The organism is Klebsiella sp. Lac1, assembly GCF_009825425.1.
Taxonomy (GTDB): domain Bacteria; phylum Pseudomonadota; class Gammaproteobacteria; order Enterobacterales; family Enterobacteriaceae; genus Klebsiella; species Klebsiella electrica.
This window is the reverse complement of the sequence record NZ_VJZJ01000001.1, coordinates 1,094,637-1,121,319: the sequence shown is the minus strand read 5'-3', so window position 1 is coordinate 1,121,319 and position 26,683 is coordinate 1,094,637. Positions and strand designations below refer to the sequence as shown.

General features: G+C 55.6%; 29 protein-coding genes and 1 pseudogene. 18 read left to right on the top strand and 12 right to left on the bottom strand.

The window, feature by feature from the left end; all coding sequences use genetic code 11:
- The first annotated feature begins 6 nt into the window (after positions 1-6).
- Positions 7-648 (top strand): bifunctional nicotinamidase/pyrazinamidase, encoded by a 642-nt coding sequence (gene pncA, locus FNY10_RS05305; RefSeq protein WP_160703748.1) that lies wholly within the window; start codon positions 7-9, stop codon positions 646-648.
- Positions 649-735: 87 nt separating this feature from the next.
- A pseudogene (locus FNY10_RS26775) lies at positions 736-894 on the top strand (hypothetical protein); the annotation flags it as partial.
- Between the two features lie 201 nt (positions 895-1,095).
- On the opposite strand, the gene FNY10_RS05300 reads toward FNY10_RS26775, so the two are convergent.
- Together FNY10_RS05300 and msrB are read right to left on the bottom strand one after the other, a co-directional pair.
- Positions 1,096-1,374: a YeaC family protein gene (locus tag FNY10_RS05300; protein ID WP_100684950.1), complete on the bottom strand. Its 279-nt coding sequence runs from the start codon at positions 1,372-1,374 to the stop codon at positions 1,096-1,098.
- Positions 1,375-1,418: 44 nt separating this feature from the next.
- Entirely contained in the window at positions 1,419-1,832 is a 414-nt protein-coding gene (gene msrB / locus FNY10_RS05295) for a peptide-methionine (R)-S-oxide reductase MsrB (protein ID WP_100684949.1), read from the bottom strand.
- A gap of 339 nt (positions 1,833-2,171) precedes the next feature.
- Here msrB and gapA point away from each other — a divergent pair, with 339 nt between their 5' ends.
- Positions 2,172-3,167, top strand: a complete 996-nt coding sequence (gene gapA, locus FNY10_RS05290) for a glyceraldehyde-3-phosphate dehydrogenase (RefSeq protein ID WP_100684948.1) — start codon at positions 2,172-2,174, stop codon at positions 3,165-3,167.
- Between the two features lie 87 nt (positions 3,168-3,254).
- Complete coding sequence (locus FNY10_RS05285) at positions 3,255-4,142, top strand: D-hexose-6-phosphate mutarotase (RefSeq protein ID WP_160703750.1); 888 nt, start codon at positions 3,255-3,257, stop codon at positions 4,140-4,142.
- An 86-nt stretch (positions 4,143-4,228) separates the two neighbouring features.
- Here FNY10_RS05285 and FNY10_RS05280 read toward each other — a convergent pair whose 3' ends face one another.
- The 3 genes from FNY10_RS05280 to FNY10_RS05270 all read right to left on the bottom strand — a co-directional run bounded on the left by FNY10_RS05280 (position 4,229) and on the right by FNY10_RS05270 (position 7,531).
- Positions 4,229-5,686: a DASS family sodium-coupled anion symporter gene (locus FNY10_RS05280; protein ID WP_160703752.1), complete on the bottom strand. Its 1,458-nt coding sequence runs from the start codon at positions 5,684-5,686 to the stop codon at positions 4,229-4,231.
- 95 nt (positions 5,687-5,781) lie between these two features.
- Positions 5,782-6,636 (bottom strand): aldo/keto reductase, encoded by an 855-nt coding sequence (locus tag FNY10_RS05275; protein WP_160703754.1) that lies wholly within the window; start codon positions 6,634-6,636, stop codon positions 5,782-5,784.
- A gap of 148 nt (positions 6,637-6,784) precedes the next feature.
- Complete coding sequence (locus FNY10_RS05270; protein WP_131049699.1) at positions 6,785-7,531, bottom strand: MipA/OmpV family protein; 747 nt, start codon at positions 7,529-7,531, stop codon at positions 6,785-6,787.
- A 427-nt stretch (positions 7,532-7,958) separates the two neighbouring features.
- Here FNY10_RS05270 and yeaG point away from each other — a divergent pair, with 427 nt between their 5' ends.
- The 3 genes from yeaG to FNY10_RS05255 all read left to right on the top strand — a co-directional run bounded on the left by yeaG (position 7,959) and on the right by FNY10_RS05255 (position 12,082).
- Positions 7,959-9,893 (top strand): protein kinase YeaG, encoded by a 1,935-nt coding sequence (yeaG, locus tag FNY10_RS05265; RefSeq protein ID WP_004860792.1) that lies wholly within the window; start codon positions 7,959-7,961, stop codon positions 9,891-9,893.
- Between the two features lie 120 nt (positions 9,894-10,013).
- Positions 10,014-11,297 (top strand): YeaH/YhbH family protein, encoded by a 1,284-nt coding sequence (locus FNY10_RS05260; protein WP_100684943.1) that lies wholly within the window; start codon positions 10,014-10,016, stop codon positions 11,295-11,297.
- A gap of 131 nt (positions 11,298-11,428) precedes the next feature.
- Positions 11,429-12,082, top strand: a complete 654-nt coding sequence (locus FNY10_RS05255) for a DUF1345 domain-containing protein (RefSeq protein ID WP_160703756.1) — start codon at positions 11,429-11,431, stop codon at positions 12,080-12,082.
- 178 nt (positions 12,083-12,260) lie between these two features.
- On the opposite strand, the gene yajD is transcribed toward FNY10_RS05255, so the two are convergent.
- A complete protein-coding gene (gene yajD / locus FNY10_RS05250; RefSeq protein ID WP_100684941.1) occupies positions 12,261-12,608 on the bottom strand; it encodes an HNH nuclease YajD in 348 nt (115 codons plus the stop codon).
- A 176-nt stretch (positions 12,609-12,784) separates the two neighbouring features.
- On the opposite strand from yajD, the gene FNY10_RS05245 reads away from it, so the two are divergent.
- Entirely contained in the window at positions 12,785-13,285 is a 501-nt protein-coding gene (locus tag FNY10_RS05245; RefSeq protein ID WP_100684940.1) for a YbaK/prolyl-tRNA synthetase associated domain-containing protein, read from the top strand.
- A 134-nt stretch (positions 13,286-13,419) separates the two neighbouring features.
- A complete protein-coding gene (locus tag FNY10_RS05240) occupies positions 13,420-13,866 on the top strand; it encodes a DUF441 domain-containing protein (protein WP_100684939.1) in 447 nt (148 codons plus the stop codon).
- Here the strand turns inward: FNY10_RS05240 and FNY10_RS05235 are convergent.
- Entirely contained in the window at positions 13,850-14,644 is a 795-nt protein-coding gene (locus FNY10_RS05235; protein ID WP_160704049.1) for an AraC family transcriptional regulator, read from the bottom strand. The genes FNY10_RS05240 and FNY10_RS05235 overlap by 17 nt on opposite strands.
- Positions 14,645-14,741: 97 nt before the next feature.
- Here FNY10_RS05235 and FNY10_RS05230 point away from each other — a divergent pair, with 97 nt between their 5' ends.
- Positions 14,742-15,926 (top strand): CynX/NimT family MFS transporter, encoded by a 1,185-nt coding sequence (locus FNY10_RS05230; RefSeq protein WP_160703758.1) that lies wholly within the window; start codon positions 14,742-14,744, stop codon positions 15,924-15,926.
- A gap of 70 nt (positions 15,927-15,996) precedes the next feature.
- Here the strand turns inward: FNY10_RS05230 and FNY10_RS05225 are convergent, their stop codons facing one another.
- Positions 15,997-16,689, bottom strand: a complete 693-nt coding sequence (locus FNY10_RS05225; RefSeq protein WP_141964862.1) for a CTP synthase — start codon at positions 16,687-16,689, stop codon at positions 15,997-15,999.
- Positions 16,690-16,880: 191 nt separating this feature from the next.
- On the opposite strand from FNY10_RS05225, the gene FNY10_RS05220 reads away from it, so the two are divergent.
- Both FNY10_RS05220 and FNY10_RS05215 read left to right on the top strand, forming a co-directional pair.
- Positions 16,881-17,390 carry a DUF523 domain-containing protein gene (locus FNY10_RS05220; protein WP_141964863.1) on the top strand — a complete coding sequence of 170 codons (510 nt, stop codon included), beginning with the start codon at positions 16,881-16,883 and terminating at the stop codon, positions 17,388-17,390.
- Positions 17,377-17,733 (top strand): DUF488 domain-containing protein, encoded by a 357-nt coding sequence (locus FNY10_RS05215; protein WP_131049705.1) that lies wholly within the window; start codon positions 17,377-17,379, stop codon positions 17,731-17,733. The genes FNY10_RS05220 and FNY10_RS05215 overlap by 14 nt, the downstream gene beginning before the upstream one ends.
- On the opposite strand, the gene FNY10_RS05210 is transcribed toward FNY10_RS05215, so the two are convergent.
- Positions 17,723-17,965 (bottom strand): DUF333 domain-containing protein, encoded by a 243-nt coding sequence (locus FNY10_RS05210; protein WP_100684933.1) that lies wholly within the window; start codon positions 17,963-17,965, stop codon positions 17,723-17,725. The genes FNY10_RS05215 and FNY10_RS05210 overlap by 11 nt on opposite strands.
- Positions 17,966-18,262: 297 nt before the next feature.
- On the opposite strand from FNY10_RS05210, the gene FNY10_RS05205 reads away from it, so the two are divergent.
- The 3 genes from FNY10_RS05205 (at position 18,263) to FNY10_RS05195 (ending at position 19,836) form a co-directional block, all read left to right on the top strand.
- The gene (locus tag FNY10_RS05205) at positions 18,263-19,276 is read left to right on the top strand and encodes a sensor domain-containing diguanylate cyclase (RefSeq protein WP_160703760.1); all 1,014 of its coding nucleotides are present in this window, start codon (positions 18,263-18,265) and stop codon (positions 19,274-19,276) included.
- Between the two features lie 120 nt (positions 19,277-19,396).
- Positions 19,397-19,498 (top strand): YoaK family small membrane protein, encoded by a 102-nt coding sequence (locus FNY10_RS05200; protein WP_100684931.1) that lies wholly within the window; start codon positions 19,397-19,399, stop codon positions 19,496-19,498.
- 215 nt (positions 19,499-19,713) lie between these two features.
- On the top strand, positions 19,714-19,836 hold the full coding sequence (locus tag FNY10_RS05195; RefSeq protein ID WP_100684930.1) for a hypothetical protein: 123 nt from the start codon (positions 19,714-19,716) through the stop codon (positions 19,834-19,836).
- 40 nt (positions 19,837-19,876) lie between these two features.
- Here FNY10_RS05195 and FNY10_RS05190 read toward each other — a convergent pair whose 3' ends face one another.
- From FNY10_RS05190 to lpxP, 3 genes are all read right to left on the bottom strand, one after another.
- Positions 19,877-20,140, bottom strand: coding sequence for a DUF2534 family protein (locus tag FNY10_RS05190; protein ID WP_100684929.1), 264 nt, complete (start codon positions 20,138-20,140; stop codon positions 19,877-19,879).
- A gap of 126 nt (positions 20,141-20,266) precedes the next feature.
- Positions 20,267-20,905 (bottom strand): leucine efflux protein LeuE, encoded by a 639-nt coding sequence (gene leuE, locus FNY10_RS05185; protein WP_131049708.1) that lies wholly within the window; start codon positions 20,903-20,905, stop codon positions 20,267-20,269.
- 92 nt (positions 20,906-20,997) lie between these two features.
- Positions 20,998-21,912 (bottom strand): kdo(2)-lipid IV(A) palmitoleoyltransferase, encoded by a 915-nt coding sequence (gene lpxP, locus FNY10_RS05180; RefSeq protein WP_100684927.1) that lies wholly within the window; start codon positions 21,910-21,912, stop codon positions 20,998-21,000.
- 787 nt (positions 21,913-22,699) lie between these two features.
- On the opposite strand from lpxP, the gene fecI reads away from it, so the two are divergent.
- The 3 genes from fecI to fecA all read left to right on the top strand — a co-directional run bounded on the left by fecI (position 22,700) and on the right by fecA (position 26,588).
- Positions 22,700-23,218, top strand: coding sequence for a ferric citrate uptake sigma factor FecI (gene fecI, locus FNY10_RS05175; RefSeq protein WP_160703762.1), 519 nt, complete (start codon positions 22,700-22,702; stop codon positions 23,216-23,218).
- Complete coding sequence (gene fecR / locus FNY10_RS05170; RefSeq protein WP_160703764.1) at positions 23,215-24,162, top strand: ferric citrate uptake sigma factor regulator FecR; 948 nt, start codon at positions 23,215-23,217, stop codon at positions 24,160-24,162. The genes fecI and fecR overlap by 4 nt, the downstream gene beginning before the upstream one ends.
- 95 nt (positions 24,163-24,257) lie before the next feature.
- The gene (gene fecA, locus FNY10_RS05165; RefSeq protein ID WP_160703766.1) at positions 24,258-26,588 is read left to right on the top strand and encodes a TonB-dependent Fe(3+) dicitrate receptor FecA; all 2,331 of its coding nucleotides are present in this window, start codon (positions 24,258-24,260) and stop codon (positions 26,586-26,588) included.
- Positions 26,589-26,683 lie beyond the last annotated feature (95 nt).

Sequence of the window (26,683 nt, the reverse complement as noted above, 5' to 3'; positions counted from 1 at the left end):
GAACCGATGACGAACCGCGCACTACTGCTGGTCGATTTACAAAACGATTTTTGCGCCGGCGGCGCACTGGCCGTTCCGGATGGCGATAGCACCATAGATGTCGCCAACCGACTTATCGACCATTGCCTTGCCCGCGGCGAAACCGTCGTCGCCAGCCAGGACTGGCACCCGGCGAACCATGGCAGCTTCGCCAGCCAGCACGAGGTCGAACCGTACACTCAGGGCCATCTCGATGGCCTGGCGCAAACGTTCTGGCCCGATCACTGCGTGCAGAACAGCGAAGGCGCGGCGCTGCATCCGCTGCTGCAGCAACAGGCGATTACCGCGGTGTTTCATAAAGGGGAAAACCCGGCTATCGACAGCTACAGCGCTTTTTTTGACAACGGTCACCGGCAAAAAACCGCGCTTGACGAGTGGCTGCGCCAACGCGGCATCACCGATCTGATCATTGTTGGGCTGGCGACCGATTACTGCGTCAAATTTACCGTGCTGGATGCGCTGGATCTCGGCTATACCGTCAACGTCATTACCGACGGCTGCCGCGGGGTCAACCTCCAGGCGCAGGATAGCGCGCACGCCTTTATGGCGATGGCCGCCGCCGGCGCTACGCTGTACATCCTCGACGACTGGCTGGAAACGCAGGCGTAATCCTTGTGCCCGAAGCGTCCGCTTCGGGCCATTTCCCCGCATCGCTTTGACTACAAATTGAGCTGACTCGCAGATTCAACGCCCTGTCGCTCGGTGGCGATAAAGGCTGATTACATTCAGCGAAAAGGTCTGGCGGGGGTCATGTTCTGGGAGTATGGCGCCGATGACCATAATCAGCAGGCGAAGCAGCTCGCGGCGTCGCCTGGGATTAAACCTTATGCGGCGATCGGCCGCTGGGTGGTGTGAGCGGCGTTTTACCCGAGTTGTCAGTTGTCACAACCTTGCCCGGTGGCGGCGTTGCCTTACCGGGCCTACGTAATCCTGCCTCAGGCCCGGCAGTGGGGGCTTAACGGGCCTGCGCAATCCTGGCTCAGGCCCGACGGAGCGGGGTCTTAACGGGCCTGCGCAATCCTGCCCCAGGCCCTGCGCCGGGCATCAGGCCGCTGGCTAGTGCATTTTCAGCGTCGCAATCGGTCGGGGGGCGATGCCAAAATCCTCTTTCAACTGCTGCTTGCTCTTCATCACCATCTGGCCGTTCGTATCGATGGTCATATGCTGCGCGTCGCTGTTATGCCGCGCCTGGTAAAGCATCACCAGCTGCAGGCTGTTCTCTTTTTGCTCGGGCGTTAAGGCCACGCCATCCGGCCATTTTCCCAGCTCCACCGCCGTTGCCAGTCGCTGGTACACTTCCGGCGTCATACTGTCTATTATTTGCTCGATTTCCATGATCCGTTCAACTCCGCACTGGAATAATTTGCTGAATCGTTTCTTTAGCCTTTAATCTGCTCGCCATTATCGTCGTCATTGAAGCTTAATGAGGCCGAATTGACGCAAAAACGCTCCCCGGTCGGCTGCGGTCCATCCGGAAACACATGCCCCAGATGCGCATCGCAATTTCCGCAGCGAATTTCAGTGCGTTGCATCCCGTGGGAGTCATCGTTCAGATAGCGAATCGCCTCCTCGCTCACCGGCTCGTAAAAGCTCGGCCAGCCGCAGCCTGAATCATACTTCGTTTGCGAGTGAAACAGCGGCGCATCGCACACCAGGCAGTGGTAGACGCCGTCCCGTTTGTTGTGGAGCAGTCGCCCGGTGAACGGCGGCTCAGTACCGTGATTCTGCGTCACGTAAAACTGCATCTCGCTCAAATTTTTTTTGAGCTCGTCCGAGGAGGGTTTATTCGCCATGTGCTTGCTTCTCACTGTGAAAGGACAACTTTACGCCCCGATTCTAACAAAACATTAACAATGAAGCGTGGACTTTTGTTCTAAACTTATCCGGAGCCAAAAGACAGCCAGATAATTGTGACAGACATCTCATTTTTATCTTTAATGGCCTTTAAAATTCCAGGCGCAGCCCCAATATGGAATTGGGCTCAAAGGGAGAGTGAGGCAAATCAATCGTGCAAAAGGTGTGCTCAGGATTGATTTGTCGCAATGATTGACACGATTCCGCTTGACGCTGCGTAAGGTTTTTGTAATTTTACAGGCAACCTTTTATTCACTAACAAATAGCTGGTGGAATATATGACTATCAAAGTAGGTATCAACGGTTTTGGCCGTATCGGTCGCATTGTTTTCCGTGCTGCTCAGGAACGTTCTGACATCGAGATCGTTGCAATCAACGACCTGTTAGACGCTGACTACATGGCATACATGCTGAAGTATGACTCCACTCACGGCCGTTTTAACGGTACCGTTGAAGTGAAAGACGGTCATCTGATCGTTAACGGTAAAAAAATCCGTGTTACCGCTGAACGTGATCCGGCTAACCTGAAGTGGAACGAAGCAGGCGTTGACATTGTTGCTGAAGCAACCGGTCTGTTCCTGACTGACGAAACCGCTCGTAAACACATCACCGCTGGCGCGAAAAAAGTCGTTCTGACTGGCCCGTCCAAAGACAACACTCCGATGTTTGTTAAAGGCGCTAACTTTGACAAATACGAAGGCCAGGACATCGTTTCTAACGCATCCTGCACCACCAACTGCCTGGCTCCGCTGGCTAAAGTCATCAACGACAACTTCGGTATCATCGAAGGCCTGATGACCACCGTTCACGCGACCACCGCAACGCAGAAAACCGTTGACGGCCCGTCTCACAAAGACTGGCGCGGCGGCCGCGGCGCAGCACAGAACATCATCCCGTCCTCTACCGGTGCTGCTAAAGCAGTCGGTAAAGTACTGCCAGAACTGAACGGCAAACTGACCGGTATGGCGTTCCGCGTTCCGACTCCGAACGTATCCGTTGTTGACCTGACCGTTCGTCTGGAAAAAGCAGCGTCTTACGAAGAAATCAAGAAAGCAATCAAAGCGGCTTCTGAAGGCGCAATGAAAGGCGTTCTGGGTTACACCGAAGACGACGTTGTTTCTACCGATTTCAACGGCGAAGTTTGCACTTCCGTGTTCGATGCTAAAGCGGGTATCGCACTCAACGACAACTTCGTGAAACTGGTTTCCTGGTACGACAACGAAACAGGTTACTCCAACAAAGTTCTGGACCTGATCGCTCACATCTCCAAATAAGTTGAGATGAGACATTGATCCAAAAAGGCGACTTCGGTCGCCTTTTTTTATGGCTTCATGTTTACGGCTAACCTTTAGGATTGCACCATGATTAACAAAATTTTTGCTCTCCCGGTAGTTGAACAACTTACCCCTGTCCTCTCGCGCCGCCAGCTTGATGAGCTGGAGCTGATCGTTGTCGACCATCCGCAGGTTAAAGCCTCCGTTGCTTTCCAGGGCGCGCACCTGCTCTCCTGGCAACCGGCTGGCGAACAAGAAGTACTGTGGCTCAGCAACAATACGCCGTTCAAAAACGGCGTGGCGCTGCGCGGCGGCGTGCCGGTTTGCTGGCCGTGGTTTGGCCCGGCGGCGCAGCAGGGCTTCCCGTCTCACGGCTTCGCCCGTAACCTGTCGTGGGCGCTGAAAGGCCATGACGAAGATGAAAGCGGCGTGATGCTGACCTTCGAACTAAAAAGTAGCGATGAAACCCGCAGGTACTGGCCGCACGAATTTACGCTGTATGCGCGTTTCAGACTGGGTAAAACCTGCGAGATCGAGCTGGAAGCGCACGGCGAATTTGAAACCACCTCCGCGCTGCATACCTACTTCAACGTCGGCGACATCGCCGCGGTAAAAGTCAGTGGCCTCGGCGACCGCTATATCGATAAAGTGAACAACGCCGAAGAAGGCGTGTTGAGCAACGGCGTACAGACCTTCCCGGATCGTACCGACCGTGTCTATCTGAATGCCGAAGCCTGTAGCGTGATTCACGACGCTGCGCTGAATCGCAACATCGACGTCGTCCACCATCACCACAGCAACGTAGTTGGCTGGAACCCAGGCCCGGCGCTGTCCATCAGCATGGGCGATATGCCGGATGACGGTTATAAAACCTTTGTTTGCGTCGAGACCTGTTGCGTTACCGAAGCGCAGAAAACCAGCGAAGAGAACCCCTCTCGGCTGGCGCAAACTATCCGCATCGCGAAACGCGGCTAACGCCTTCTGCTGCCGATAAACGGGAGATAATTAAAAACAGGGCGAAACGCCCTGTTTTATTGACCGGCACTCGTGACGTTTTTCCGTTACCAGAATCCCACCAGCTTCATCCACGCGCCGCCCAGTACCAGCCAGATAGCAATAGACGCCAGCGAAACCACGAAACTGACGCCCCACCACTGCCCCGTCGTGTTATATCCCGAACCAAACAGTGCGGGCCCCGGGCCCCCCGAGTATTGCGTAAGCCCCATCGACAAGTTAGAGGTATAACCCAGCACCAGCGCGGCAAAAAGCGGCGGTACGCCGACTGAAACGGCTACGGCAAGAAACGCCAGATACATCGCGGAAATATGCGCCATCGCCGACGCGAAAAAGTAGCGGGTATAGAAATAAACCATGACCAGCAGTAAAAAAACCGTTATCCATTCGAAGTGACCGACATAGCCGACAATTCGCTCAGATATCCAGCTAATCATGCCGTACTTATTAAGCGCATTTGCCATCATCACCAACACGGCAAACCAGAACATGGTGTCCCAGGCCGTTTTTTCTTCAATAATATTCTTCCACGACATGATGTTGCTGATCAGCAGCACCATCAGCCCAATAAACGCCGAAAGCGTAGCCGGAATCGAAAAGAAAATATCACCGATAGTCCATAGCAATATCAGCAGGACAAAATCGAGGGCCAGAATTTTTTCTGCCAGCGACATCGGCCCCATTTTGCGCAGTTCTTCTCGGGCGATCGCTGGAATCTCCGGCGTTTTTTTCAGCTGCGGCGGGTAAATCGCGTAAATCACCAGCGGCAGCAGGATCAGAGAGGCAATCCCCGGTACGATAGCCCCGACAAACCAGGTCGTCCAGGTTATCTCTATTCCCTGGCTTCTCGCCAGTTCGGCCACCAGCGGGTTACCCGCCATTGCCGTTAAAAACATCGTACAGACGATGGCATCGATCTGCGAAACGCAAATCATTAAAAAGGCGCCGGCTTTTCTCGCCGTCACGCCAGGTTCTGACTGGTAGGCAGTGGCAATGGACTGGGTAATCGGGTACATAATTCCGCCGCCCCTCGCTGATGCCGAAGGGATCCCCGGTCCAAGGACAACATCCGACAGCGCCAGACCATAGGCAACCCCCAACATGCTGGAACCGCATTTAGAAATAAACCACAGCGCCACCCGCTTGCCCAGACCGGTCTTGATCACCGCCCGGGAGATAAACATGGCGATACCAATCAGCCAGATAGTACCGTTGGCAAACCCGGATAACGCCGCAACTTTGTCGCTTTTACCCGGAGAGAGAGGCGTCACGCCCAAAAATGCGGAGACAATCAGCGCAATCATCGTTACCGCCCCCATCGGGAGCACCTTAAGAATGATGGCGAAGATAGTGGCGGCAAAAATAGCGAACATTTGCCACGCGTGGAGGGTGAGCCCCTCCGGCGGTGGGATAAACCAGATAATAACGCCGAAGAGTATCGTGAGCACCGCTTTCCACAACGGGAAAGCCAGCTTCACATCCAGAGGTTTGTTAAGTTCAGTCATGTTAATCTCCTTTTTCTTTTATCTTTAAGGAGATACTCACCAGTGAACCTTGATTTTCATCAACGAATCACTAATGTTTTCTGACGCGTCGCGCTTTACACCATATCGAGCGGGACTTTGTTGCCCGGCGCGGGAAACGCATTATCGAGCTGCGACCGCTCCTGAGCCGTGAGAATCAGCGTCAGCGCTGCGGCATTCTGGGCCACATGTTCTACACTTGCGGCTTTCGGGATAGCCATGACGCCCGGATGACTGATGACCCAGGCCAGCAGAATTTGTGCCGCGCTAACCCCTCGCTCTTTAGCAATATGGGTCACAACGCGATGATTTAAAAGTCCATCGCGCAGACGTCCGGCCTGGGCCAACGGGCTGTAGGCCATCACCGGTAGCGCCCGTTGCTGACACCACTTCAGCAGGTCATGTTCAATTCCCCGCGACGCCAGGTGGTAAAGTACCTGATTGGTCGCGCACTGATCGCCACCGGCAACCTGCCACAGCGCCTGCATCGCGGCAGTATCGAGATTCGATACCCCCCAGCGGCGAATTTTTCCCTGCGCCACCAGCGTCTCCATACCCGCCACGGTCTCGGCAAAAGAAAACTCGCCAGCCCAGTGCAGCAGGTACATATCGAGGTAATCGGTGCCCAGACGGCGCAGGCTGGCCTCACAGGCATCCATGAGCTTCTGTCCACCCGCATGCCACGGATAGACTTTGGAGACCAGCACGACGCGGTCCCGCAGGCCACGAATCGCCTCTCCGACTACCTCTTCCGCCCCACCATGAGCGTACATTTCAGCGGTGTCGATGACCGTCAGCCCTTGTTCCACGCCCGCTCGTAGTGCAGTAATCTCCTGCGCACGTCGGGAGCGGTTTTCACCCATGAACCAGGTGCCCTGCCCGATAGCAGGAACCGCCGCGCGATCGCCAAAAGATAGCGTTTTTTCCATCATCGACTCCTCCGCTAATGCCACCGCACCACTACAGTGCAAAATAGGGCCTGGTGCCCTGTTTTGCTGCACAAATTTCTTCGTTATGGTGCACAGCATGACGCACAACATGACGCACAGCCGTCTGCGCTACGATCGTTATCGTGTTCGATCAGAAGGTGTAGGTAATCCCGGTGGAGATCAGGCCGCTCCAGGATTTGTCCACCATCGGGCTGTCGGTGATTTCATTTGACAGGCGGGTGTAACGCGCCACGCCATACACGCTCCAGTCGCCGAGGAAACGATAGTTGGCCGACAGCTCAAGATAGGGGTTCCAGCTGCTATCCGGGTCGTAGCTACGCATGCCGCTGCGATTCGACTCATGCTGAGAAACGCCATAGTAGTATTCGTTCTGGTTATCGCTGTTCCACTCTACCCCGATCCCCGGCGTCAAGGTCAGGTTGCCGTTGGTATAGCGATAGAGCCAGGCGGTATCCCAGGTGATACCGTTGCTGTTATCCAGCGTGTCGCCTGCCAGCGTCGTACGCAAGAAGCCGTACGGCGTGTTGTGGATATAAGAGAGCCCGGCCATCATGGTTGATTTACGGCGATCCAGTTTGCGCATTTGCTCACTATCGCTGTTGCCCGGCTTGAAGTACATCGGTGACCAGTAGGCGGTTACGGACAGCTTATCGGTGTCGTCATTCCACAAATAGTAGCCGCCGCCGAGGCCGTGAAACCAAAAGCTGTCGCTCTCATAACTTATTGCCGGGACCGGGTAAACATCGGCATCGTATTGTTTATAAGGGTTCTCGACGATACCCACGCCGGCCCCTAACGTAAATTTCCCTTCCGCGTGGGCAGCCGAAACAGAGGCCGCAAGGCACACGCTGAGTGCCAGAGGTTTGATCTTATTCACAATCCATCTTCCCGTTTGTCAATTAATACACCGGGGCAGTTTAACGTCGTAGACCCCATGCCTCAAATTCTTTACCCGTCATTACATAAATCATTCAATTTCTCATCTACAGATGACCATAAACTTGCAGCGGAATGACAGCACCATGACGCGAGCTGGCAAGACGTGCGAAAAAGGCGCTTTTTTCCGGATGAGTTATTGATATGTCATTGAAATTGATTTTTGACGGCATGCAAGTTTTCTAAATGCATCTACGCTTTAATTTAGAAGAAGTGATTTTAGCGCACGTTGTCTTTATCGCTTCGACAACCTGGCATAAGGGTTGCTGGAGAATCGATGAACGTCGCGCAGTTTACCTCTTCCGGGAGCTCCCACTATTCATATGAACGGCTCTCAACTTGTGCTTAAAACGAAAGGACGGCATGCCATGAATATATTCGATCACTATCGCCAGCGCTATGAAGCTGCCAAGGACGAAGAGTTCACACTGCAGGAGTTTCTTACCATCTGCCGGCAAGATCGCAGTGCTTATGCCAACGCGGCGGAACGGCTGCTGATGGCCATTGGTGAGCCAGTTATGGTCGACACGGCCCTGGAGCCCCGGCTGTCCCGTCTCTTTTCAAACCGGGTTGTCGCGCGCTACCCGGCATTTGAAGAGTTTTACGGTATGGAGGATGCTATCGAGCAGATCGTCTCTTACCTGAAACACGCCGCACAAGGTCTGGAAGAGAAGAAACAGATTCTGTATCTGCTGGGCCCGGTAGGCGGGGGGAAATCGTCGCTGGCTGAACGTCTGAAATCCTTAATGCAGCGTGTACCTATCTATATCCTGAGCGCCAACGGCGAGCGTAGCCCGGTTAACGATCATCCGCTGTGCCTGTTTAACCCGCAGGAAGACGCGCAGATTCTGGATAAAGAGTATGGCGTGCCTACCCGTTATCTTGGCACCATTATGTCGCCGTGGGCGGCAAAACGCCTGCACGAGTTCGGCGGCGATATCACCAAATTCCGCGTGATCAAAGTGTGGCCCTCCATCCTTGAACAAATTGCGATCGCCAAGACGGAACCGGGGGATGAGAATAACCAGGATATCTCCGCGCTGGTCGGTAAAGTGGATATTCGTAAACTGGAGCATTATGCCCAGAACGATCCGGACGCCTACGGCTATTCCGGCGCCCTGTGCCGCGCCAACCAGGGGATTATGGAGTTCGTCGAGATGTTTAAAGCGCCAATTAAGGTGCTGCATCCGCTGCTGACCGCGACCCAGGAAGGCAACTACAACGGGACCGAGGGAATTTCGGCCCTGCCGTTCAACGGCATTATTCTCGCCCACTCCAACGAATCCGAATGGGTGACCTTCCGTAATAACAAAAACAATGAGGCCTTCCTCGACCGCGTGTATATCGTCAAGGTGCCTTATTGCCTGCGCATTTCCGAAGAGATGCGTATCTACGAAAAACTGCTTAACAACAGTGAGCTGACCCACGCGCCGTGCGCCCCGGGGACCCTGGAGACGCTGTCGCGCTTCTCAATCCTGTCGCGACTGAAAGAGCCGGAAAACTCAAGCATTTACTCCAAAATGCGCGTCTACGATGGCGAAAGTCTGAAAGACACCGACCCGAAAGCGAAATCCTATCAGGAGTATCGCGATTACGCTGGCGTCGACGAAGGGATGAACGGCCTCTCCACCCGCTTCGCCTTCAAAATATTGTCGCGGGTGTTTAACTTTGACCACGCCGAGGTCGCCGCGAACCCGGTCCATCTGTTCTACGTTCTGGAACAGCAAATCGAGCGCGAGCAGTTCCCGCAAGAGCAGTCGGAACGTTATCTGGAGTTTCTCAAAGGCTATCTGATCCCGAAATACGCCGAGTTTATCGGTAAAGAGATTCAGACCGCCTATCTTGAGTCCTACTCCGAATACGGGCAGAACATCTTTGACCGTTATGTCACCTATGCGGATTTCTGGATTCAGGATCAGGAATACCGCGATCCGGACACCGGCCAACTGTTTGATCGCGAGTCGTTGAATGCCGAGCTGGAGAAAATTGAGAAGCCAGCCGGGATCAGCAACCCGAAAGACTTCCGTAACGAGATAGTCAACTTCGTCCTGCGCGCCAGGGCTAATATCAACGGACGGAACCCGAACTGGACCAGCTACGAAAAACTGCGCACGGTTATCGAAAAGAAAATGTTCTCCAATACCGAAGAGCTGCTGCCGGTGATTTCGTTTAACGCCAAAACCTCAACCGACGAGCAGAAAAAACACGACGATTTTGTCGATCGTATGATGGAGAAAGGCTATACCCGTAAGCAGGTGCGTCTGCTGTGCGAATGGTACCTGCGCGTACGTAAATCATCCTGATAGCGGAAATTGCCCGGCGGCCGGGCCTACAATAACAGCGACCTGTAGGCCGGGTAAGCTTAGCGCCATCCGGCATTTCCGTCGCAGCATAAGGTTGGCAATTGCAGCACAGGAGGGCATATGACCTGGTTCATAGACCGGCGCCTGAACGGAAAGAATAAAAGTGCGGTGAATCGCCAGCGCTTTTTGCGCCGTTATAAGGCGCAGATTAAACAGTCCATCTCCGAGGCTATCAATAAGCGCTCAGTGACGGATATTGACAGCGGAGAATCCGTTTCGATCCCGACGGACGATATCAACGAACCGATGTTTCATCAGGGGCGCGGTGGGTTGCGTAACCGCGTCCATCCGGGAAACGACCACTTTGTGCAAAATGACCGCATCGAGCGCCCTCAGGGAGGCGGCGGCGGTGGCGGGAGCGGTCAGGGGCAAGCCAGCGCCGACGGCGAAGGTCAGGATGGTTTTGTCTTTCAAATATCGAAAGATGAGTATCTGGATCTGCTGTTTGAGGATCTCGCCCTGCCGAATCTGAAGAAAAACCAGCAGCGCCAGCTCACCGAATTTAAAACGCATCGGGCAGGCTTCACCGCTAACGGCGTGCCGGCCAATATCAGCGTGGTGCGATCCCTGCAAAACTCGCTGGCGCGACGTACCGCGATGACGGCGGGTAAGCGTCGCGAGCTGCGGGCGCTTGAGGAGGATCTGGACACCATAGGCAAAAGTGAACCGGCGCAACTGCTGGAAGAGGAGCGGTTACGTCGGGAGATAGCCGAGCTGCGGGCAAAAATTGAACGCGTGCCCTTTATCGATACCTTTGACCTGCGCTACAAAAATTACGAAAAACGCCCGGAGCCGTCCAGTCAGGCGGTGATGTTCTGTCTTATGGATGTCTCGGGCTCGATGGATCAGGTCACCAAGGATATGGCGAAGCGTTTTTATATCCTGCTGTATCTGTTCCTCAGCCGGACCTATAAGAACGTTGAGGTGGTCTATATTCGTCACCATACGCAGGCCAAAGAGGTGGACGAGCACGAGTTTTTCTATTCTCAGGAAACCGGCGGCACTATCGTCTCAAGCGCCCTGAAGCTCATGGATGAAGTTGTTAAAGCCCGATACGATCCGTCGCAGTGGAATATCTATGCCGCGCAGGCCTCGGACGGCGATAACTGGGCGGATGATTCGCCGCTGTGCCATGAGCTGCTGGCAAAAAATATCCTGCCGGTGGTACGTTACTACAGCTACATAGAGATAACCCGTCGCGCGCACCAGACGCTGTGGCGCGAATATGAACATCTGCAGGAAACCTTTGAGAACTTTGCGATGCAGCACATTCGCGACCAGGAAGATATCTATCCGGTGTTCCGCGAACTGTTCCACAAGCAGGGTTCCGAGGCCAGAAGCTAACTAATAAAAACAGTCAGTTACATTAAGATCCTGACTGTTTTTTGCGCTCTGGCTGTTGAATTTCACGCTTCAATTCAAATAATGATTTTTTATCCGCCTGAATCAGTGCCTGACTGGATGCGACTGCCACTATGCGTCTTACCGACCACCTCTACATTCGTCTGCCCCTGTTGATTTCAATCGCGCTGGGCGTGGTCTGTTTTTTCTTGCTTCCGACAAACCTGGGGACGCTGCAAAGACTGTTGATCGGCTGGAATGCGCTGGCGTGGCCGTATCTGGTTTTTATCTGGATCCGCATGTTGATGACTGACGTATCGGGCATTCAGCGCATTGCCCGCTTACAGGACCAGAGCGCGATGCTCGTGCTAACGATAGTGATTGTGGCCTGTGCGGCCAGCATCGTCACCATTTTAAGCGAACTCCCTGCGTTGAAAGCGCTCTCCGGCACGCCGCGCGCGGTGCATCTCCTGCTGACGGTGGCAACGCTCATTGTCTCCTGGGCCCTGCTGCCCAGCTCCTTCGCTATGCACTATGCCCATCAGCACTATCTGCATCGGACGCAAGACGTTACCCCGATGATGTTTCCGGAAAAGCCGGAGGACCCGGGATATTGGGACTTTCTGTACTACGCGTTTACGATTGCGGTGGCCTCGCAAACCGCCGATGTGGCCACAGGGACAACCGGGATCCGTAGAATCACGCTGCTACAATCGGTTATCTCCTTCGTGTTCAATCTCGCGATACTGGGTCTGTCGGTGAACATCGGCGCAGGTCTGCTGAGCTAACGGGACGGTCCACCGGGAACCACTGGCGTAAGCCGCCCGCAGCGGGCAACGCGGTGAAGGATTGCGTCTGAATGAACGCTACAGTAGCAAAGTCGTGGAGACACGAGACCGCACTCTCCGGGAAGATAAGCCGATCAGGGCTGCCAGGCAGACCTGATCGGCGACAAGACCGCCGGTCTCAGGACTTCTTATTGAGCATCGATTTTAAATCCGCAAAGGGGTTGTAGGTTGCGGCGGCCACCTCTTTTTGCGCATCCTCCCCCGCCACGACCCGCGTGCCGTACTGGTCAGCCTCCGTGTATTTGGAGTGCTCATGATCGTGGCAGTACAGACACAATAGCTCCCAGTTGCTGCCATCTTCTGGATTATTGGTATGGTCGTGATCGATATGGTGAACCGTTAATTCGCGTAAGTTGGAGTACACAAACTCCCGCGAGCAGCGCCCGCATATCCACGGATAGATTTTTAATGCTTTTTCACGGTAGCCGCTTTCCAGCCGGGCGTAGTTTTTGGGGATCAGAGCCATCGGGGATGTTACCTGTTGCAAAGAGATAATGGGTTAGATAGTACCCCCAATCTGGGGCGCAATGGAACAGCAGGCATGATGAAAGCGCGACAGGATATGCCCCTTCGGGCAGCAGCGGTTCTCATCTGGCAGGAAGAAGATTATGCTGACGGCTTTGTCATGATGGAAAGATTGCGATGAACATGCCGGAAAAACGAAACACTCACCGTCAGTTGCTCGAACTGCTTGAACAGCACCAGGCGCGCTATCGCGTCGTCGACCATGAGGCCGTGGGGAAATGCGAGGCCGTGTCGGAAATCCGCGGTACCGCGTTGGGTCAGGGCGCAAAAGCGCTGGTCTGTAAAGTCAAAGGCAACGGTGTTAGCCAGCATGTGCTGGCGATCCTCGCCGCCGACCAACAGGCGGACCTGTCACGCCTGGCGCAGCATATCGGCGGCAGCAAAGCATCGCTGGCCAGCCCGGCGGAAGTCGATACGCTCACCGCCTGCGTTTTCGGCGCCATTCCTCCGTTCAGCTTTCATGCGGATTTGCGGCTGATTGCCGATCCGCTGCTGTTCGATCGCTACCCCGAAATTGCTTTTAACGCCGGGCGGCTGGATAAATCGATCGTCCTCAACAGCGAGGATTATCTGCGCATTGCCCGCCCGGAGCTGGTCGCCTTTCGCCGCGAAAGCTGAGAGCGCGATAGTCTGCCGTCAGGCAACATTGTGCAGATGCCTGAAAACGAGGTCGTTCGTCAAAAAATGCCTGTCTGTTCACGCTATTACGCGTAAAGTAGACAGGCTTATAATTTGGGCAAGGATCCCCGTTCATGTTCGATACAACCCTGTTTATTCTGCTGGGGCTGGCCGCGCTGGGTTTTATCAGCCATAACACCACCGTGGCCATTTCTATCCTCGTTTTAATCATCGTTCGCGTCACACCGCTTAACGTCTTTTTCCCATGGATTGAAAAGCAGGGGCTGACGATCGGCATTATTATTCTGACGATTGGCGTCATGGCCCCCATTGCCAGCGGCACGTTGCCGCCATCGACGCTGCTGCACTCGTTCGTCAACTGGAAGTCGCTGCTGGCGATTGCCGTGGGCGTCTTCGTCTCATGGCTGGGCGGGCGCGGCGTGGCGCTGATGGGCTCGCAACCGCACCTGGTGGCTGGACTGCTGGTCGGCACGGTCCTCGGCGTGGCGCTGTTCCGCGGCGTACCGGTTGGCCCGCTGATCGCCGCCGGCATCATTTCCCTGTTTATCGGGAAGTCGTAACCAGACTCGCCAGGTAGCGCCCTGGCGTCTGGCCCAGCCCCTTTTTAAACATCGTAATAAACGCGGTCGTCGAGTCATATCCCAGCGTTTGCGCGGTCTGCTGAACCGTTTTCCCGCCAATCAACAGCCGCAGGGCAAGAATCAACTGCAGCTGATGACGCCAGCGGCGAAAACTCAGCCCGGTCTCGCGCACCACCAGCCGCGCCAGATTCCGTTCGCTCATCGCGAATTCGGTCGCCCACTGCCCCAGCGTCTGCCAGCGGGCCGGATCAACCGCCATCAAATCCGCCATCTGACGAATCTTCGGATGCGGGGAAACCGGCAGTTGCAGATGTTCCTGCGGCTGCCGCGGGAGCTCATCGAACAGCACCAGTACCAGCCGTTGCGTTGTCGGATGGGCAAACGCCTCGCCGTGACGTCCGGCGAGGGTCAGGATAAGCTCGCGAACGAGGGGGGAAATTTTTAAGGTGCAGCAGTGCGATGGCATTGGCGCGGCATCCGGTTCAATAAACAAAAAACAGATTTGCGCCCCCGACGTAGCGCGGTTGCTGTGCGGCATCTGGCCCGGGACCCACACCGCGTACTGCGGCGGCACCATCCACATGGCGTTCTCCACTTCGCAGGTGAGCGCCCCATGCAAAGCGAGGATCAACTGGCCTTTGCGGTGTTGATGGCGAGGGATAAACTGCTCGTTCTCCACCACCTGAATGCGAAAAGCGAGCGCCGATTGATGACCGCTGTCCGGATCGTAGCCATCAAGGCCAAGTCCTGTCATGATTTTGTCCGATATTAGCGATAATCTGTCATTTTAGCTTGATTTAAAGCACCGGCAAACGCGCTATTGTAGCCGCCCTGTTTACTCGTCAGAGATTGCCATGAGTTCTGTTTTTCCTTCTACCGGCCGCCGTCATCTGCTGCTGATTATCGGGATTTTATTGATTGCCTCTACGCTACGCGTGACGTTTACCGGCGCAGCCCCGCTGCTGGACGCCATTCGCGCTGACTATGGTCTCTCCACCGCGCAAACCGGGATGCTCACCACATTGCCGCTGCTGGCCTTTGGCCTGGTCTCCCCGCTGGCGGCAGGCGTCGGGCGCTGGCTGGGCATTGAACGTAGCCTGCTGGCGGCGTTAATCCTGATTTGTCTGGGCATCGGATTGCGTTCGCTCCCGTCCACCGCCCTGCTCTTTAGCGGCACGGCGATCATCGGCTGCGGAATTGCGCTCGGTAACGTTCTGCTGCCGGGTCTGATCAAACGCGACTTCTCACAGCACGTTGCCAGGATGACCGGGGCCTACTCGATAACCATGGGCGGAGCGGCCGCGCTGGGTTCAGCCATGGTGGTACCGCTGGCGCTGGCGGGTTTCGCCTGGCACGGCGCCCTCTTGATGTTAATGGTCTTTCCGCTGCTGGCGCTGCTGGTGTGGTTACCGCAAACGCGCAAGAGCGCGACCGCGCCGCTCACCGGTTCCGGCGCCATGCATAATCGCGGCATCTGGCGCTCCGCGCTCGCCTGGCAGGTCACGCTGTTCCTTGGCATCAACTCGCTGGTCTATTACGTGATTATCGGCTGGCTGCCGGCCATTTTACAGAGCCTTGGCTACAGCGAAGCGCAGGCGGGCTCCCTGCATGGTTTGCTCCAGCTGGCCACCGCCGCCCCTGGTCTGGCGATTCCGCTGATTCTTCATCGTCTAAAAGACCAGCGCGCCATCGCGGTCAGTGTGGCGCTGATGTGCGCCATCAGCGCCTGTGGGCTGTGGTTCTGGCCGGGACAGGCGGTAGTCTGGACGCTTATCTTTGGTTTCGGTTCGGGGGCGACCATGATTCTGGGGTTGACGTTTATCGGCCTGCGCGCGAACTCCGCGCACCAGGCGGCGGCATTGTCAGGGATGGCGCAGACCATCGGATATCTGCTGGCCGCCTGTGGACCACCGCTCATGGGGAAAATTCATGATGCCAACGGCGACTGGCAGATCCCGCTTATCGCCGTGGCGCTGATTTCAGTCGTGATGGCGCTGTTCGGCGCGCTGGCCGGACGCGACCGGGAGATAAACGGATAACCGTCCGCTAAGCCGCCATGGCGATGGCGGCGATGCGACCTGAATCCTGTGAAATTAACCGGCGGTGAGATTATTGACTCGCGGCATGTAAAAACGCCTGCACCAGCGGTGAAGGACGCCCTTCCAGGGCATGACGTTCATGCTGGAACAAGGTCGCCACAAAAAACGGGTGCGTGATCAGCTCCACCGCGCGAATCTCGCCCTCCTCATCCCACCCGGTTACCCGCAGCTCCCCCTGTTCCAGTTCACGGGCAAAGCTGTCGGCAATACCGTAGTTACAGTGGTAGCCCTCTGCGATAGTATCGCGACCATACGCACGGGCAATCAGGGTATGAGCACGCAGTTCAATAGTGTCCGACTTTTCAACCAGCGAACAGCTTAGCGGCGCTATCACCATCCGTCCTGCGCTATCGGTTTCAGCATGGGCCGCATCCTGCCAGCCCATCACGTTACGCGCATATTCGATTATTGCGTGCTGAAAACCACCGCAGGTTCCGAGGAAAGGCACGCTGTTTTCGCGCGCATAGCGAATGGCGGTAAACGCGCCCTCGGCATTTTCGTACGGGCTGGCGGGCACCACCCAGATAGCATCGTAATCCACCAGCGCGTCGGCATGGTGAATATCGCGAGTTGCCAGCCAGTCATAGCGCACGGGCAGTTCCAGCACGGCGGCAGCGTCATCGATAGCGAGGGGGATAGCTTTATGGGCAATCACGTCAGGATTGTAGTCGCCAACCAGGGCAATACGCAGGGGGGTGTTCATAGCAGGATCCTTATGTCAGAGCGATTTTCGGGCAACACAAGGAAGCTCAGATTAGCGATCTCCTTCGCGGAACACAACCCCTGTTTTCATCGCAACACAGAGCCTTTCGCGCTTTCTGCTTGCTTTACGCGCGGGTAATTTCCACGCGCAGGCGCTATTGTATAGCGCAGAGAAATCATAATGGACCGCCTATGAAAAGCAAAATTTTGGTCAGCGCCTGTCTGATGGGTTTTCAGGTTCGCTATAATGGCAGCGAAAAAGCGCGGCTCGCCGACGTACTGGCACGCTGGCAGCGCGACGGTCGGCTGGTGATTCATTGCCCGGAGCTCGCCGCCGGGCTGCCGGTCCCCCGACTCCCGGCCGAAATCCTTCACGCCCAGGGTACGGATGTTATGCAGGACCGCGCGCGTATCGTTGAGAGCGACGGTCAGGACGTCACTCCGCACTATCAGCTGGCCGCCTGGCTGGCCCTGCGCGCGGCGCAGGAAGCCGGTTGCGAGGCCGCCTTGTTAACCGACGGCAGCCCAACCTGCGGCAGTCAGTTCATTTACGACGGGACGTTTAGCGGGCAGCGAAAGCCGGGTTCAGGCGTGGCGGCAGCGCTGCTGCGTGAACACGGAATCACGGTTTTTTCCGAGCGACAGCTTCCCCAGCTCCTCGCCTGGATGCAACAGAGAGAGAATAGCGATGATTCACTGTAAACGCGTTTATGACCAGCCACAGCCCGGCGACGGTTACCGCGTCCTGGTTGACCGGCTCTGGCCGCGCGGTATGAAAAAAGAGGCGTTGCGCTACGATGAGTGGTGCAAATCGCTCTCGCCCTCTTCGGCGCTACGTAAAGCGCTGCACGGCGAGGCGATCGATTTCGCCAGCTTCAGTCAACAGTATCGCGAAGAGCTGGATGCCCGGCATGACGAAGGATTACGCCTCGCCACGCTGGCTCATCAACAGCCATTAACCCTGCTGTATGCCGCCAAAGATACCCGGCAAAACCATGCGCGGGTACTGGCTGAGTGGCTGGAAAACCTGCCGGTTAAGGCTTAGCAGGATGGTCCCGGCGCCATAGCGTCCATTCATCCACGGTCTCTCCGCCGGGAAGTTTGCAGTCCGTACGTACGCCTTGCGGCGTCTGAACCGGAATCAGGCTACCGCCTTTCTGAGTACAGTAGACGGAAGCCGGGTTGGCCATGCCGATAGACTGCGGCGGCGGCGGGGCATCCTGTTGCTTCACGCAGCCGGCGAGGGCCAGCGGCAGCATCATTATCATCCACTTCATTTCTGCTCCTTCTTTGCACAGAGCACGTATTTGCCCTGATTCTTCATGGTTTCTCCATTTTAACTGCACTTTTGCTTCTTAGAGTAGCGCTTGTTCTCGAACGAACCAGAGAACAGATCATTCCATAATCAATGAGTTTTCCCCGTCGCCCCCGACGGGGCTTTTTTCCTGCTGCGATCGCAGGTATTCCCTTAACAAATGTGTTAAATTTCCTGTATCTATGTTTACTCTTCGTTGGTAGCCGTTTTCCAGCATAAATGACGGACGGCCCCACCCGCGATCGGGAGCCGTACATTCATGTCAGATTTTATTCTTGCTCGCGTCTCGCAAACGCTCGCCACTGAACATTCCCTCGAAATGTTAGTCAGGCAGCTGCTTGAGATGCTGGAGCTGGTGACCAGAATGGAGTCGACCTACCTGACTCGTATTGATTTAGCCGCGCAGCACCAGCAGGTTCTGTATGCGCATAACAGCAGCGAAATGCAGATCCCGGAAGGGTTTTCGGTGCCGTGGAATGAGTCGCTGTGTAAGCGTGCAATCGACGAAAACTGCCGGTTCAGTAACGATGTCAACAGCCGCTGGCAGTCGTGCATTGCCGCTCAGGAGCTTGGTATCATCACCTTCTTCAGCATTCCCGTGCGCCTCGCCGATGGCTCGCTGTACGGCACGCTGTGTGCAACCAGCCGCCATAAGCAGCCCTATAACCTTGAAGCTACGCAGGTCATGGAGCTGTTCGCCAACTTAATTTCTCACTACGTCGAGAAAGAGACGCTGGTTGCCCGGCTTCGCGCCGCCAACGTGGCGCTGGAAATGCACTCCTGTACCGACGAACTGACCGGTTTAGCCAATCGCCGGGCGCTGTTTAAGCATCTGTCGGCCATGTTTCCCCGCGAGCGCGAACAGCAGCGTAATATTCTGCTGATCTTTATCGACCTTGACGATTTTAAAACGATAAACGATCGCTTCGGTCATCAATGCGGTGATCACTTTTTGATTCAAATCGGCGAACGCCTGAATGCGCATATTCGCCCGGGAGACCTGGTGGGACGTCTCGGCGGCGATGAGTTTTTGGTCGTCGGCCACGGGCTGGACAGGGGGCAGCAACAGACCTTTATTGCGACCCTGCGAGAGGCCCTGCGTGGGATTTACTGTGTTGGCGAACAGCGGATTAACTATCCCGGCGCCAGCTTTGGCGTCGCTGAGGTCAATCCGCAGGTTCAGGATGTCGAAAGTGCGCTGCGTGCTGCGGATGACGCCATGTATCAGGATAAAAAGTCCCGTCGGCGGAATGCCTTCCTGAATATTGATTAAAATCTGCTGGCGATATCCAGTATGATAGCGAGGTTTTCCGGTAAGCTGTTCGCATAGCAGGCAACGGCTTAATGATTTTGTGGCAGGACAGGTCGTATTTTTAGCTTCAGGGGTAACATCATGAGATTGGGTATTCTTTTCCCGGTGGCCATTTTTATCGTCGCCGTTATTTTTCTCAGTTGGTTTTTTGTCGGCGGCTACGCGGCTCCGGGCGGCGCGTAATGAAAAAAAGCACCATTCTGATGATTATCATCGCCATCGTTGCCCTGGCCGGCGTTCAGTTCGGCTGGTGGTAGTGTTTGCGACAAGAGATCATTGGTCAGCGTGTTATTGCGGAGTTATCCTATCCACTCAATAAGTTAACGCTATACACTCACTTCATCAGCCGATCCCGCAAGCTCTTTGCCCACGGACGGTGGACAACGGAGAAGTGAGAAATGAAAAAACCGATCGTGTTACCGTTGATTCTTGCGCTATGCACGCTGTTATCGGGATGTATTGTTGACGACGGTTATCACCACAGGCACCACCATCATCATTATGATGGCCGCGGCTGGTAGCAGAAATGAAGCAGGGCGAACGTCCGTTCGCCCCGTCGCTTTAGTCCTGGCGGTCAGAACCTAAAAAGATGAAGCCCAGCGGAATCGAAAACAGCAGCGTGAACACGATGCTGTAGACGGTCACCATCGCCCCCTGCAGGAAAAACATCGATGTGCTCCATTCGGAGTACGGCATGTTGTATTCGCTAACGACCCCACCAAACGTTGCTCGCCCCACCACGGTGAGCGCGATGACAAACACAATCCCTATCGACAAGAAAAATTTCTTGCTGTTTTTGTTGCTGATGAGTTTTTGCACAAGCATCCGGGTTCCCTTTTCTCCGACCGATAATCGGCGGTATATGTAACATTAATGCAATAAAAATTGAAAGGTTTTTGTTACAAGCCAGAGGATATGGCGATCTGGCCGGGATCACTACCGGCCAGCGGTTTACGATTGCAGGGTTGCCAGACGGGCGGCAAAACCGACAAACACCAGACCAATCAGACTGTTGCCAATTTTTGCCAGTTTCTTTCTGGTCTTGACGTAGCGCGTCACGAACGAACCGGACAGGATCAGGAAGCTCATATACATAAAGCTAATCACCTCCAGCGTCAGCGCAAGGATAAAGAACGCCAGCCCGGGCGTGCTGGCATTGACGTCGATGAACTGCACGAAAAAAGAGACATAGAAAAGAATAGCTTTGGGATTCGTCAGGCTCAGCGTCAGCGAGCGTTTCAGAATTGCGCTTCCCGGTTCAGCCCCGGCATCCGCGTGCCCTTCCCGATGAGTCAGCACGGAATAGAGCATTTTGCCTCCCAGCCACAGCAGGTAAATCGCCCCCAGATAGCGCACGATATTAAACAGCACCGGCGTGGTCTTAATCAGGGTCGCGACACCGGCAAAGGCCAACAGCATCAGCACCGCGTCACCGATAAACACGCCAGCTGCCGCCAGGTAGCCCTTCTTAACGCCGTGTGCGATACCGGTTTTCAGTACAAAAAAGGTATTAGGGCCGGGCACCAGGATGATAAAAATGGCCCCAACCAGATAGGTCAGATAATTCAACACACCAAACTCAGCGAACACGCTGCACTCCTTCGCTTTCAACATAAAAACACGATCGCGCTCACGTTAACGCAACTGCCGCGATTTTGAAAGCGCTTACGGTGCGGGTTAGCTTAGTACAACGAGCCTTCGCCCAGCGGGCGGGTTTTAAAGCGCCGATGGACCCACAGGTATTGCTCCGGCGCGCGCAGAATCTCTTTTTCAATCACCCGGTTGATGTAGCTGGCCGCATCCTGTTTATCTTCGCCAGGATAGTCATTGAGCACATCGCTGATGTGCAAGGTGTAACCTTTACGGTCCATCTTACGTACCATGCTGATGCTCAGCATCTTCGCACCGGAGAGACGCGACAGGACATAGGTACCGTTTGTCGTCGCCGCCTGAGGGACGGAGAAGAACGGCGCAAACACGCTGCCTTTCGGGCCGTAGTCCTGATCCGGGGCGAACCATACCGCTTCGCCGGCTTTCAGCGCGTGCACCAGACCCGATAAATTACGCCGATCGATCATCGCTTTATTCGAACGCAGACGTCCGCGGGTTTGCACCCACTCCATCAGCGGGCTGTTATGCGGGCGATAGGTCGCCATCATTGGCCGACACAGGCCCATGGTACGACCGCCGAGTTCCAGCGACATAAAGTGCACGCCAACGACCATCACGCCCTGCCCGGCGCCTAACGCTTTGTTCAGATTTTCAAAGCCTTCAACGGCGAACCATTTTTTCACCCGCTCATCGCTCCAGAACCAGGCCATCCCGGTTTCGATAAGCCCCATGCCCAGCGACATAAAATTCTGCTCAATCATCTTGTCCCGCGCTTGCAGCGACATGTCCGGAAAACAGAGTTCGAGATTGCGTCGGGCAATATGTTCACGACGCTTAAGGAAACGGCGTGACGCCTTCCCTGCGCTGGTGCCGATGATGTGTAACAGAGGATAGGGTAGTTGCACGATTAACCAGAGGATGGCCAGGCCAAACCAGGTCCCCCAGTTGCGAGGGTGCAGAAGACTTTTATTAAAAGCGCAAGACATGATTTTTCCTGTAAACATCAATAAATGAGTAGCGCTTAAGGAAAAAACGAAGTCCATTCATCAGTCGTTAGGCGGTACGTATGGCAACTGTGACAATAGTAATCCGGCTAAATTCACTCCGGCAAGTAAAAAACATCCCTGAGCAGAAAAAAGCATAATACCCTCACAATTGTAACAGAATGTAAAATAAAATAGCAGATCTGATGACAAATATTTACTGAGGCAACCCTTTTCTCGCTAATTATTTCGATTTGCTGATTGCACATAATTAAATCAGTTTGTACTCATCCACCGCATATCGCTGCGCAACCCCTGTCATCACTGGTCGGCGACACCTTGCCAACCGGCCAACCCGCTGACGACGGCGCAGGGGTAAAAGTATAAACGTTGCTAAAGAATCCACGCGAGTCAATATAACTATTTTCCATACTTCAGAACCAGGATCTATAAATAGCATGTAACGTATCTTTTCATTCATTCTCTATATATAAAATAAGAATCACCTTATTTTATAAATCTGCTGAATGTCTGGCGCTTGCGGCAAATAAATCGCATATTATTCGTATATAACGAACAATTATCATTTTTTATCCCCACTCTTCAGCGCTAACCCGTCGGTGAAACAGGTCTAAGACCTGATAGCGTAAAATCGACAACATTTTATAATCGCAACAATCACTTATTGAAATTAGTCTTGCCGCTGCGCATTTTTGCGCCCCTTTTAATTGTAATGATAACCATTCTCATATTAACATGTCGCTATTGATAACCTGTTTTGAAGCCGATCATGTCTCAGCTTTCCGCCGTCGCACCGCCCACGCTCGCCTCGCTGTATCAAGCCCATCACGGCTGGCTGACACACTGGTTAACCGTTAAGCTGCAATCCGCCTTTGACGCCGATGATGTGACTCAGGATACCTTTCTGCGCATCATGGGCAGCGAATCCCTCAGCGCTATCCGCGATCCTAAATCCTTCCTGTGCGTCATCGCCAAACGGGTGATGATCGACAGGTTTCGTCGTCATGCGCTGGAACGTGCGTGGCTGGAGATGCTTGCCCGCCTCCCGCAAACCCAGGTCCCTTCGCCGGAACAACTGCACCTTCAACTGGAGACGCTGCAGCAGGTCGATACCATGCTTGATGGTCTGAGCCGGAAAACCCGCGCGGCCTTTTTACTTTCGCAGCTGGAGGGGCTGACCTATGCCGAGATAGCCGAACGTCTGACGGTCTCGGTAAGCTCGGTGAAAAAATATGTCGCCAGGGCAACCGAGCACTGCCTGCTCTTTCGCCTCGAGAATGGCCTGTGAGTTCAGCGTTATCCGAATCCCGTCGGCAGGCCCTGCGTTCCGCCTCGCACTGGTACGCGGTATTAAGCGATGGTCGCGCCAACCCGCAGCAGGAGGCCCGCTGGCAACAGTGGTATCAACAACACCGCGATCACCAATGGGCGTGGCAGCAGGTCGAAAACCTGCGCCGGCAGATGGGACAACTTCCCGGCCCTCTTGCCAGCCGGACGCTCAATGACAGCCGCCTGACCCGCCGCCAGGTGCTCAAAGGCGTGCTGCTGCTGCTCGCCGCTGGCGGCGGCTGGCAGATGTGGAACAGTGAACTGGCGGAAGGATTGCGCGCCGATTACCGGACGGCAAAAGGCCTGCCGCTGCGGCAAACGCTCAACGACGGTACTCTGCTGACGCTCAATACCGACAGCGCCGCCGATGTGCGTTTTGATGACCGCCAGCGCCTGATACGCCTGCGCTACGGCGAAATTGCCATTACCACTGCCCGTGACCGCCAGCGGCGACCGTTTCGCGTCCAGACCCGCGACGGTTTACTCACCGCGCTGGGCACCGAATTTACCGTCCGTCAGTTGGCCCGTGAGACGCGCCTGGCGGTACAACAGCACGCCGTGGAGGTGGCGCTGCCAGACGGCCAGCGGACGATTATCCACGCGGGCGAGAGCCTGTGGTTTACCCGCGATGCCTTCTCCCGCCTTCAGCCGCTGAACAGCAGCGATGCCAGCTGGACACAGGGCGTTCTCAGCTTCCGCGATCGGCCTCTGCGCGAGGTGATCGCCACCCTGTCCCGCTATCGCCCCGGGGTCTTACGCTGCGATCCCGCCGTCGCCGGTTTACGCCTGAGCGGCACCTTTGCGCTGGGCGATAGCGATGCGATTTTGCACATCATCGCGCAGACGCTGCCGGTAAAACTGCAGTTTGCCACCCGCTACTGGGTCACTGTTGTCGCGGCCTGAGAAAAAAACAAAAAATTCGCCTTCTCGATTGTCCCTTTTCACCTGCTCGTTCGACTTAACAGGTGATGACAACCAAAAACGATCGTGGAGAACACATGACGCCTTTACGCGTATTACGCAAACCTATGCCTCTGGTGATGGCAATCCGTTTAAGTATGCTGCCGCTCGCGGGGCTGACCGCAGCGTCCGCTTATGCCGCCACGCAGTTTGACATTGCCGCCGGGGATCTGGACAGCGCTCTGCACCAATATGCCGCCCGTAGCGGGATCACGCTCTCGGCGGATGCCAGCCTGACCCGCGGCAAACACAGCGCTGGCCTGCGCGGCAGCTATGAGGTGGAAGACGGTCTGCAAACGCTGCTCACCGGCAGCGGCCTGCGGCTGAAATCGCTGGGCAATCATGCCTGGACGCTGGAACCGGCGCCGGTTGATACGGAATCAACGCTGACGGTGGTCGGCGACTGGCTTGGCGAGGCGCGAGAAAACGACGTTTTTGAACACGCCGGCGCCCGCGATGTTATCCGCCGCGACGATTTCGCCAAAACCGGCGCCAGCACCATGCGCGAAGTCCTGAATCGCATTCCCGGGGTCAATGCGCCGGAAAATACCGGTACCGGCAGCCACGATCTGGCGATGAACTTTGGTATCCGGGGCCTGAACCCACGCCTCGCCAGCCGTTCGACGGTGCTGATGGACGGTATCCCGGTCCCCTTCGCCCCCTACGGTCAGCCTCAGCTCTCGCTGGCGCCGGTATCGCTCGGCAACATGGAGGCGGTGGATGTCGTTCGCGGCGCGGGCGCCGTGCGTTACGGGCCGCAAAACGTGGGTGGGGTCGTGAACTTTGTCACTCGCGCCATCCCGCAGGATTTCGCCATCGCGGGCGGGGTGGAAGGACAGCTCAGCCCGAACTCCTCGCAGAACAATCCCAAAGAGACCCACAACCTGATACTGGGCGGTAGCGCCGATAACGGACTGGGGGCGGCCCTGCTCTATTCCGGCACCCGCGGCAGCGACTGGCGTGAACATAGCGCCACGCGCATCGATGACGTGATGCTGAAAGGCAAATATGCGCCAAACGCGACGCACACGTTCAACAGTTTGCTGCAGTACTATGACGGCGAAGCCGATATGCCCGGCGGTCTGTCCCGCGCCGATTATGCTGCCGATCGCTGGCAGTCCACCCGCTTAAAAGATAGCTTCTGGGGACGACGTCAGCTCGCCAGCCTCGGCTACCAGTTCCAGCCTGATGCGCAGCGCAAGTTCAATATCCAGGGCTTCTATACTCAGACATTGCGCAGCGGCTATCTGGAGCAGGGAAAACGTACAACCCTTTCCCCGCGTGAATACTGGGTTCGCGGCATCGAACCGCGTTACAGCCAGAGCTTTATGCTCGGCGCCTCCGCTCACGAAGTCGGCGTCGGCTATCGCTACGTGAATGAATCCACGCACGAGATGCGCTACACCACCCCCACCGTCAGCGGCAAGTTACCCGACACCAACAGTCCGTACGACCGCGATACCCGCTCAGGGACCGAGGCTCACGCCTGGTATATCGACGATCGCATCGATATCGGCAACTGGACGGTCACGCCGGGCATGCGTTTCGAACATATTGAGTCTTACCAGGACAACAACCTGAAAGATACCCGCCAGCAGGTGAGCTATAACGCCCCGCTGCCGGCGCTTAACGTACTTTACCACCTCACAGACAGCTGGAATCTTTATGCCAATACAGAAGGATCGTTCGGTACCGTACAGTACAGCCAAATTGGCAAGGCTGTGCAAAGCGGCCATGTGGAACCGGAAAAAGCCCGTACCTGGGAAGTCGGCAGCCGCTACGACAACGGCGCGCTGAGCGCGGAGATGGGGCTGTTCCTGATTAACTTTAACAATCAGTACGACGCCAACCAGACCAACGATACCGTGACCGCTCGCGGCAAAACGCGGCACAGCGGGCTGGAGACCCGGACGCGTTACGACCTTGGCGATCTCAATTCGCAGCTGGACAACCTGTCGGTCTATGCCAGCTATGCCTATGTCAACGCCATCATTCGTGAGAAAGGCGACACCTACGGCAACCAGGTGCCTTTCTCGCCCAGGCATAAAGGCACGATCGGAGTGGACTACAAACCGGGCAACTGGACGTTCAACCTCAACAGCGATTTTCAGTCCAGCCAGTTCGCTGACAACGCCAACACCGTGGAAGAGAGCGCTGACGGCAGCACCGGCCGCATTCCGGGCTATATGCTGTGGGGCGCCCGCGTCGCCTATGATTTTGGCCCGCAAATGGCCAACCTCAACCTGGCATTCGGCGTGAAAAACATTTTCGACCACGCGTACTACACCCGCTCCTATGATGATAACAACAAAGGTATTTATGCCGGTCAGCCGCGTACCTTGTATCTGCAAGGCGCCATGACTTTCTGATGATGCAGCGGTGACGGAACACCTTCTGCTGCTGTTCCGTCACCGTCCCGGCATGGGCGGTGACGGTGGCGTTTGCGCGCGGCTTTGCGCCTTGA

Excerpts from the sequence above, each read along its gene's own strand:
- pncA (WP_160703748.1), top strand. The coding sequence starts at position 7 with ATGACGAACCGCGCACTACTGCTGGTCGATTTACAAAACGATTTTTGC.
- FNY10_RS05300 (WP_100684950.1), bottom strand. The coding sequence starts at position 1,374 with ATGGAAATCGAGCAAATAATAGACAGTATGACGCCGGAAGTGTACCAG.
- msrB (WP_100684949.1), bottom strand. The coding sequence starts at position 1,832 with ATGGCGAATAAACCCTCCTCGGACGAGCTCAAAAAAAATTTGAGCGAG.
- gapA (WP_100684948.1), top strand. The coding sequence starts at position 2,172 with ATGACTATCAAAGTAGGTATCAACGGTTTTGGCCGTATCGGTCGCATT.
- FNY10_RS05285 (WP_160703750.1), top strand. The coding sequence starts at position 3,255 with ATGATTAACAAAATTTTTGCTCTCCCGGTAGTTGAACAACTTACCCCT.
- FNY10_RS05280 (WP_160703752.1), bottom strand. The coding sequence starts at position 5,686 with ATGACTGAACTTAACAAACCTCTGGATGTGAAGCTGGCTTTCCCGTTG.
- FNY10_RS05275 (WP_160703754.1), bottom strand. The coding sequence starts at position 6,636 with ATGATGGAAAAAACGCTATCTTTTGGCGATCGCGCGGCGGTTCCTGCT.
- yeaG (WP_004860792.1), top strand. The coding sequence starts at position 7,959 with ATGAATATATTCGATCACTATCGCCAGCGCTATGAAGCTGCCAAGGAC.
- FNY10_RS05260 (WP_100684943.1), top strand. The coding sequence starts at position 10,014 with ATGACCTGGTTCATAGACCGGCGCCTGAACGGAAAGAATAAAAGTGCG.
- FNY10_RS05255 (WP_160703756.1), top strand. The coding sequence starts at position 11,429 with ATGCGTCTTACCGACCACCTCTACATTCGTCTGCCCCTGTTGATTTCA.
- yajD (WP_100684941.1), bottom strand. The coding sequence starts at position 12,608 with ATGGCTCTGATCCCCAAAAACTACGCCCGGCTGGAAAGCGGCTACCGT.
- FNY10_RS05245 (WP_100684940.1), top strand. The coding sequence starts at position 12,785 with ATGAACATGCCGGAAAAACGAAACACTCACCGTCAGTTGCTCGAACTG.
- FNY10_RS05240 (WP_100684939.1), top strand. The coding sequence starts at position 13,420 with ATGTTCGATACAACCCTGTTTATTCTGCTGGGGCTGGCCGCGCTGGGT.
- FNY10_RS05230 (WP_160703758.1), top strand. The coding sequence starts at position 14,742 with ATGAGTTCTGTTTTTCCTTCTACCGGCCGCCGTCATCTGCTGCTGATT.
- FNY10_RS05225 (WP_141964862.1), bottom strand. The coding sequence starts at position 16,689 with ATGAACACCCCCCTGCGTATTGCCCTGGTTGGCGACTACAATCCTGAC.
- FNY10_RS05220 (WP_141964863.1), top strand. The coding sequence starts at position 16,881 with ATGAAAAGCAAAATTTTGGTCAGCGCCTGTCTGATGGGTTTTCAGGTT.
- FNY10_RS05215 (WP_131049705.1), top strand. The coding sequence starts at position 17,377 with ATGATTCACTGTAAACGCGTTTATGACCAGCCACAGCCCGGCGACGGT.
- FNY10_RS05210 (WP_100684933.1), bottom strand. The coding sequence starts at position 17,965 with ATGAAGTGGATGATAATGATGCTGCCGCTGGCCCTCGCCGGCTGCGTG.
- FNY10_RS05205 (WP_160703760.1), top strand. The coding sequence starts at position 18,263 with ATGTCAGATTTTATTCTTGCTCGCGTCTCGCAAACGCTCGCCACTGAA.
- FNY10_RS05200 (WP_100684931.1), top strand. The coding sequence starts at position 19,397 with ATGAGATTGGGTATTCTTTTCCCGGTGGCCATTTTTATCGTCGCCGTT.
- FNY10_RS05195 (WP_100684930.1), top strand. The coding sequence starts at position 19,714 with ATGAAAAAACCGATCGTGTTACCGTTGATTCTTGCGCTATGCACGCTG.
- FNY10_RS05190 (WP_100684929.1), bottom strand. The coding sequence starts at position 20,140 with ATGCTTGTGCAAAAACTCATCAGCAACAAAAACAGCAAGAAATTTTTC.
- lpxP (WP_100684927.1), bottom strand. The coding sequence starts at position 21,912 with ATGTCTTGCGCTTTTAATAAAAGTCTTCTGCACCCTCGCAACTGGGGG.
- fecI (WP_160703762.1), top strand. The coding sequence starts at position 22,700 with ATGTCTCAGCTTTCCGCCGTCGCACCGCCCACGCTCGCCTCGCTGTAT.
- fecA (WP_160703766.1), top strand. The coding sequence starts at position 24,258 with ATGACGCCTTTACGCGTATTACGCAAACCTATGCCTCTGGTGATGGCA.